Origin of the sequence: Alkalinema pantanalense CENA528, assembly GCF_050753345.1 — a bacterium.
In the GTDB taxonomy this organism is placed as follows: domain Bacteria; phylum Cyanobacteriota; class Cyanobacteriia; order Leptolyngbyales; family Leptolyngbyaceae; genus Alkalinema; species Alkalinema pantanalense.
Genome location: NZ_JBLZFX010000171.1, coordinates 1 through 5,660, shown reverse-complemented (window position 1 = coordinate 5,660; position 5,660 = coordinate 1). Strand labels below are relative to the sequence as shown.

General features: G+C 51.8%; 2 protein-coding genes. One reads left to right on the top strand and one right to left on the bottom strand.

The annotated features are described in order from the left end of the window. Positions 1–747 (top strand): molybdopterin dinucleotide binding domain-containing protein (locus ACN4EG_RS26930; RefSeq protein ID WP_431633368.1); only part of this gene is annotated, 747 nt, incomplete at its 5' end. Between the two features lie 230 nt (positions 748–977). Here the strand turns inward: ACN4EG_RS26930 and ACN4EG_RS26925 are convergent. Continuing rightward, positions 978–5,327: a choice-of-anchor I family protein gene (locus ACN4EG_RS26925; protein ID WP_431633369.1), complete on the bottom strand. Its 4,350-nt coding sequence runs from the start codon at positions 5,325–5,327 to the stop codon at positions 978–980. Between the last annotated feature and the right edge of the window lie 333 nt (positions 5,328–5,660).

Sequence of the window (5,660 nt, the reverse complement as noted above, 5' to 3'; positions counted from 1 at the left end):
AGATTCAGCATGAGAAGGCTCTGGGCTACTGCTTCACATTATCCATTATTTCCCAACACGTCTAATGATGTGGGAGAAACCCATCTCAAGGATGTAGACGTGATTCCTGAAATTCAATTTCTAACGGAGTTAGCGGCTCGCATCCATGGGGAATATCCTGTGAATTGGCGACGGTTACAGGACACCCGTTACATTCGTCAGTTAATTGGCCAAACGGTTTCCGGCTATGAAAAGATTGCCACGATCGATGAGACGAACGAAGAATTTACGATCGGGGGTCGAATTTTAACGGAACCGAAGTTTTCCACGCCCTCGGGTAAAGCGATGATGGCCACCACACCTCTACCCGATCTGACTTTGCCAACAGCGCAGGAATTGGGGGTGCCGGAATCTGCCAAGGGTTTGCTACTAACGCTTATGACGGTTCGCAGCTATTCCCAGCACAATACGGTTGTCTATCAAATTGGCGATAAATATCGGGGTATTCCCCATCGTAATTGTATTTTGATGCATCGATCGGATGCAGAGCGGATCAATCTTCAGCAACACCAACGGGTTACCGTCCAAGGCAATGCCGGAAAAATGACGAATGTTGAGGTCATTTACGGCGCAGTGCGTCCCGGTGCAGCGTTGATGTTTTATCCAGAAGCGAATGCAATTTTTAGCGCTCCCGTGGATGAACGGGCTGGGACTCCTGCCTTCAAGCGAGTTCCAATTTTTGTCTACGCTGATTTTTCTGAGATTTAAACGGGTTAACACGACCCATTACATTCAAGGAAGTTCCTAAAAAAACTCTAGCCTTTGTCTACCCCGCGATCGGGTACAAAAGCTAGAGCATTTTGGGAACCAAATTGAGCGTAAAAGCGTTACTGTGATGCCCTGGGATTATCGAGCAACACAGTAGTGATGACACAGTAGTGATGACACAGTAGTGATGACACAGTAGTGATGACACAGTAGTGATGACACCGTGAGCATTACACAGTAAAGAAATTAGATGCACCCAATTGATTAGCCGTTACCCCTGGTAGCACCGCTAACGTTGAGGTTCCCAACCGGATCGCAGCGCTGCCATTGATGTCGGTAAACCGCAGTTGGTTAAAGGCTAAACCACCGGACAATCCGATCAAGTCATCCCCAGGGGTGAAGTCCTGAATCGTATCTCTGCCATTACCATACCGGGTCAAAATAAAGCTATCTCGACCAGCGCCCCCATTCAGGATGTCATTCCCTAGGCCACCACTCAAGCAATCATTACCGCTACCACCCCACAGGGTATCATTCCCATTCCCGCCGAGGAGAAAATCGTTACCGCGATTGCCAAACAAGCTGTCACTCCCATTCCCGCCGTAGAAAAAGTCATTGCCACTGCCACCCTTGAGATTGTCTTTTCCAAGCCCACCCAATAAGATTTTACGGGACTCAATATTAAAGACCGCAAGAATGGGATCGTGATCGCTGACCTGATCGGCAAACTCGGAATTGATATGCACAACATCCACGCCATCCAGGAGAGAAACGAGATTCTGACTGGCCAGGATATGATCCAGCGTCTGCGCGTTACCTTGGAAATTGTAGGTATACCGCTCATTCTCCGGCAAAGTCTCGATCAGGGTCGTCAAACCAGCACCTTCCAAAATTGAAAGGGGATTGGAACATTCAAAGTCATTTAAATCCCCTGCCACGATCACATTGGCATTTCCATTGTTGCTCAGCAAGCTTTGCACGTAATCCTGGACGATCGTAGCCTGCTGGTTACGCTGTACTTCGCTGCTCAAAGTAGGCGGCTGATTCGGCCCAAATAACGGTTGATCTCCCCCTTTGGAATTGAAATGATTGCCGATGACCGTGATTTGCTCACCGTTAAACGTAAACGTTCCAACCAGTGGCTTCCGGCTATTGGCAAAGGCATCCCCATCCGCCAAGTTCATATCCGTCAACCGTTGCAGGGAACCCTCCACAAACCCCACACCTCGGCTGGGATTAAACAAAAAGCCCACTCGGATATTCCCGCCGGGTTCGCCCCCGTCTTGGTCATCGATCGGGTTAATTTGGCGATATTCATAGGTGGGGCCGCCCGCTTGCACGATCGCGTCAATTAACTTCTGGAATGTTTGACTCGCATCGACTACCGAATCATTGGTAGCCCCGTTATTGTCCTGAATTTCTTCGAGGTTAATAATGTCCGGGGTGCGCAAGTTGTTAACGATCGCGTTGGCCAAGGCGTTGAACTTAGCATTACCATCACCGGGATCTAAGTTTTCCACATTAAAGGTGGCAAAGGTCAGTTGATTTTTACTGCCCACCAGGTTAGTTACTTCCTTTTGCAACGGCGACGCTTGCACCACCGTCGGCGTGGAGGAAACTAAAACTTCGTAGTTGTTGAAGTCATAGCTGACGACTCCCGTGAGAGTGCTGAGTTGGGTTCCCACATTGACTGACGGGAGGGTAATGGCTCCGTTGATTAAGTCATCAATCTGAATCCGCTCGGGATTGAAATCCGTAGCGGTGATTAAACTCCCCCCTCGACTGGTGCGGTTGGTCGCATTGACGCCATTATCGGCCAGCACCCAAATCTCCTCAGAACTGCCAAAATTGGCCGTGGGCGACGTGGCGATCGGGGTGTTCACCTGCACCAGCATCCCCTCTAGGCTTTCGTAGAAATCAATGCCGTCCTGTTGGGGATCGAACACTGTTCCCGCTGTTTCAACGTTGCCGTTCAGGGCATCATTGTTGATAATTTGGGTGGGAATTCTCCGTCCGCCATTGCCGAGCACCGTGGGGGCGATCGTCGTGGTGGAGGGATTGGTCCAAGCGGCAATGCTCAGCGACTGCACTGCGTTGTTATTGCCAATCTGCGTAATCGTCAGATTGTTCGCATTACCACCAGGCCGGAATTCCGATACGGTACCGCTGACGAGAACGGCCTCGCCCACTGTCCGCGCCGCCAGCAAAGCGGAGTTACTTCCCGTAAAGATGAAAATTCCCTCGGAGGTGGCTTCGTTATTGTCTGGGGTGGGGTCTTGGATGTAGAACCCGTTGGCCGCGATCGCGGTGACAATGCCCTGGACGTTTCTCACAGCTTGCCCGTTAAAGGCCGACACATGCCGGGTGCCCTGAATATCACTGATACGAACCGGGGGCGTAAATTCAAAGACGGCCACTGTTTTACTGACTTCGTTTGCAGTCACTAACAAAGGTTTCCCCGTTGGGCTATCCGTGGCAGCAATGAAGGTTAAGCCTTCCACGGCAACGTCTTCTGGGGTATTGATGTATTCAATCAACTGCGGCTTGGTGGGATTGGTGACGTCGTAGACCACCACATCGCCCGTCCGTTCCAGGCCAATGAAGGCATAGAAACGGTTGTTAACTTCGCCAATGACCACCCCCTCAGGCTCCGGGCCTTTGTTGTCACTGCGCGTATCGAAGTTAAGGGAACTAAAGCTGCCATCGGAATTAAACACACTGGGAACTTGGGCGGCTGTAATTTGCTCCAACTGATCCCCACTGTCAAACACCTGCTGTCCCGTAGCGTCCCAAATGGAGAACGATCGGGCCCCGAAGGCTTCAATGCGATCGAAATCCCCATCCCCATCGAGATCCCCGGAGGCATTGGTGAGCTGCAAGCGGCCTAAATTGGCATTTTGCTTCAAGGTTGCAGCGTTGGGAAAGACCGTGGAGTCAAGGACATAACTGCTGGAACCGACGCGCACTTCCTCGTTAAACCCGGTGTAGCTGCGGGAATCCCCTTCATTAGCGGTGATATAGTAGGTTTGCCCGTTGATGGTGTAGCTAGCGATCGCGTCGGGTTGGTAGAGCCCAACCACAGGCACAGTTTTAATATTGATACCACCATCTTGATCGCTGGGGTCAATGCCGTTACCTGCCAGGTTGTGATCCTTGACGCCTAGAGGTTTAATCTCCGTCACAGTTGCCGTCGCAATATCCACGATCGCTAGGGCATTGTTTTCCTGCAAGGTTACGTAGGCTTTGCTGCCATCCCCGGAAAACGTAATGTATTCCGGTTCCAGATCCTGGGCGACGGTTGCTCCTGGCCCAAAAATTCTTACCCCTGCGGCTTTTAAAGCATTGATTTGACTGTTGAAGGCGGTAAAGCCAGCGCTTTGTACCGTAGCATTGGTAACCCCATTGGCTAGGTTGATAATGCTCACGGAGCCTTCTGGATCAAAGGAGTTGGCCTGTCCGTAACTGTTGGGTTCTCCTTCATTGGCCGTTAAGACTTTGCTCCCGTCGGGCGTGAAAACCAGCATATCCGGGAGATATCCCACTTCCACAGCATTCAAAAAGCTGCCGTCAGCGGCGTTGAAAAAGCTGACTCGTCCCAGTTGTTGAGCATTGCTACTGGTATTCTGAACCGCATAGGCCACCGCGACAATGCCATTCTTCACGGCAACGCTATTGGGAATAATATTGCTGCCAGCAGCGGTAAACCCAGGAATTAAATTCCCGATCGCAGTCAGCGCGCCAGTGTTCCCCACGCTGTAAATTTCAACGGTTTCCCCTGCGACGACAAAGAGACGATCGCTAGCGGGGTCAAAGGCCGGAATTTCTGCCCCATTGGTGCTCGTAAACCCACCGACTTTCTTTAAACTGCCCGCTGTATTGTCGGCAATGGTCACGGTTGCATTCGTACTTGTCCCTAGGTCGTAGGCGGCTCCGTCAACTAAGGTGAGCGTGACAGTTTCGTTGCCTTCGATCGTGGCATCGTTAACTGGCGTAATCACCACGGTCGCGGATGCTTGGCCCGCTGGAATCACGACAGAGCCGGATAGACGGTTGTAATCGTTGGTGTTGCTGGCGGTGCCCCCAACGGTATAGGTGACGGTTAAGGCTGCGCTGGTATCTCCGGTGCGGCTGAAGGTGAAGGTACCGGAGTTGATGGACGTCCCGGATTCTGCGGCGTTGGCATCGCTGGCCGCGATCGTGACCAGCGAAGTGGGAGAAATCACCGTCGTGGTAATGGCCGCAGCAGTATTGTTGGTTTCGTTGGCTTCTACGATCGTGTTGTTCGGATCAACGATTGCGGTGCCGCTCGTGAGGCTACCGAGTCCCGTGGGGGTGACCACGATCGTCACTGTAGCGTTACCGCCTGCAGTCACAACGCCATCGGCAAAGGTCAGGACGCCTCCCACGGGAGAACCGACGGTAAAACCAGGAGCCGACGCACTCACAAAGGTCACACCACTGGGTAGGGTATATTGCACGGCCACGCCGGAAGCGTTGGCATTACCGCTGTTACTCACCGTGAGCGTATAGGTTAACGGATTGCCAATGACGATCGGGTCGGGAGAGTCGGACTGCGCGATCGTCAGGTCGGGGAGGAGTTGAGTAGATCCGTTACTGACGGAAATGCTCCCCGTGGGAAGTGTGGTTAAACTGCCAAAAGTCCAGTTGGCAACATTGTTAATGGCGGCTAACCACTCTGCTTGGGTCCCATTCGTTAATGCATTGAGGTTAAAGGCTGCGTAGGTAGCACTGTTGTTGAATAAAACTGCTGTATTGCTTGCTGTGGATAAGCCAGTAATCCTGCTTGACTGACAAAACTAGAAAGCCGGAATGTGCTTGAGGACAGTGAATTCACGCTGCAAGGATTGTTCCGATTGACGGTATGAAGCCATAGTGGGTTCAGGGTCTGGAGC